Source organism: Clostridium sp., assembly GCF_034179595.1.
GTDB lineage: Bacteria > Bacillota > Clostridia > Clostridiales > Clostridiaceae > Clostridium.
In genome coordinates this window covers 1-2,470 of record NZ_JAXFPT010000044.1, presented here as the reverse complement: position 1 = coordinate 2,470, position 2,470 = coordinate 1, and the positions used below count along the sequence as shown (strand labels likewise).

Annotated in this window: 1 protein-coding gene; it reads right to left on the bottom strand. The window is 29.4% G+C overall.

What is annotated here, in order from left to right; translation table 11 throughout:
- Positions 1-2,470, bottom strand: a 2,470-nt coding sequence (locus SPJ33_RS04770) for a type I restriction endonuclease subunit R (RefSeq protein WP_321116826.1), incomplete at both ends; no start/stop codon positions are given.

Sequence of the window (2,470 nt, the reverse complement as noted above, 5' to 3'; positions counted from 1 at the left end):
AGTTTCTATTATCTCTCTTACCTTTTCTCCACAATCTGAAATATCCATTTGCTCACTTGGATTAAACTTAGCCTTAGCTGCTGCTCTAATATAAGAAAGCCATTTTAAATCATTTAATACCTTTGTGTCAACATGAGTTGGTAATAAACTCTCTACTGCTCCAGAAAATTTCTTATACATAAGTTCAAATTCTGCTCTCTTGTCCTCTGGTTCAATTTTATTTACAAGTTCATCTAAATTATCCTTATCAATTCCCCTAAACATAGACATTATAGCTTCTCTAAAGCCAAGCATTTCATTATATAAATCATCTAAAGAATCCATAGGTTTTCCAAGTTCCTCTTTATCAAAAATAGCAAGCGCCTCTTCTAAAAAGTTAGAAATACCATAATAATCAACAATATAACCACATTGCTTTGTAATATTATCTTTTATAATCTCCCCATCATCTGATTTTCTTTCAATCTCTTTAGTACAAGTTCTATTAACTCTTGCTATTGCTTGTAATAAAGTATGTCCCTTAAGTGGTCTATCTATATACATAACTTGTTCTATCGGAGCATCAAATCCTGTTAAAAGCATATCTTTAACTACAAGGAAACATAATTTATCCTTATCAACCGTCTTTTTAAATCTATTTATTATAGCTTCTTGTTCTGACTTTGTAGTAAAATGCTCTTTTAAATGCACTTTATCATTATTTTTTCCAGAGAATATTACTTGAGCTTCAAACCCTTCTCCTAATATATCCTTCATATGTCTATTTAAGGCTTCATAATACTTAACACATGCTTCTCTTGATACACATACAATTTGAGCTTTAAACCCATTAGGAAGTATCTGTTCTTTATAATGCTTTAGTAAATCCTTAACTATTTCATCAATTCTACTTTCTGATTCAACTATAGCCTTTTTAGTAGCATATTTTTGTTTAATAGCTTGTTTTTCATCATCAGTTTTATCAAAAAACGCTTCATCAAATAAATCTTCTAAAGATTCGCCAACAACTTGTAAATCTGGTCTCCTACCTTCATAAATAATCTTAACAGTTGCTCCATCATCTACAGCTTGTTTAATTGAATACTTATCTATATAATCACCAAAAGTCCTTCTTGTTGATTTATCTTCCTTATCTATAGGAGTTCCTGTAAATCCAATAAATACTGCATTAGGCAAAGCTCTTCTCATATTTGCTGCTGTATCTTTATATTGGCTTCTATGTGCTTCATCAGCTAATACAATAATATTTTGTTTTGTACTTAAAACTGGATAATCAACAGAATATTTTTGTACTGTTTTCTTTCCATTAAGTATAACTTCCTTTTCCTCAACTTCATTTTGGAATTTTTGAATAGTTGTCATTATGATTTGAGGTTGTGGATTTTTTAATAGAGTTTTCATAACCTCAATTTTATTTGCCCTAACAGGTGTAGTTATTTTACTTAATGTATTTTCAAAAGTTTCAGTAATCTGCTTATCTAAATCTATTCTATCTGTAACTACAAGTATTGTAGAATCAGTTAATCCTTCAGTTCTTCTAATCTTTCTTGCTAAGAAAACCATAGTTAAAGATTTACCAGAACCTTGAGTATGCCAAACTACTCCACCCCTAGATAATTTATCTTTTCCGTTTTCAATTCTTTCAATCGCCTTATTAACTGCTCTAAATTGCTGATATCTACATATCTTTTTAATTTTAGTTCCATCATCTGCTTCAAAGACAATAAAGTTTCTCATTAAATCAAGTAAATTTGTCTTTTCTAAGCAACCTTGTAAGAATATATTCTGACCAAAATTTTTATAATCTTCTACTTCATTAAGTTTAAATGGATATGGATCTTTCCACTCTAGATAATGATTATATTTTGAGCTAATTGTTCCAACATATGCATTATATTTATTTAAAATCCCTGTAAAGAAGTTTGTATAAAATAACTTTGGTGCTCCTTCACCTAAAGCTTCATCTCTAACATTCATATATCTTCTTAATTGTTCAAAAGCATCTTTTTTCCCAATGCTTTCGTTATAGTTTTTTTCTAAAAATGGAGATTTAGCTTCTAAAACAACTACAGGCATACCGTTTATAAAGATAACTATGTCTGGAAAGATAGACTTTCCACTTAAAGTTTGTACTTCAAATTGACGAGCAACTAAAAAGTCATTGTTATAAGGATTTTCCCAATCTATAAAATTAACCGTTTGAGGCTTCTTTTGACCATCACCATATATATCTTGATTTACTGTAAAATTTAAATTTACAAAGTCATCATATAACTTTTCATTTATCTCTAATAAGCCTGTCCCTAAATTATTTGCCGTATTAATATACCTTACCGCTTCCTCTAAATTTTCTTCATTCATCCAAGGATTAAGCCTTTTAAGTGATTTTCTTAATCTATTAACTAATATAACATCAGCTAAAGAATCACGCTCTCCATACTTTGGAGTTAATTCCTTACCATGAATAAAG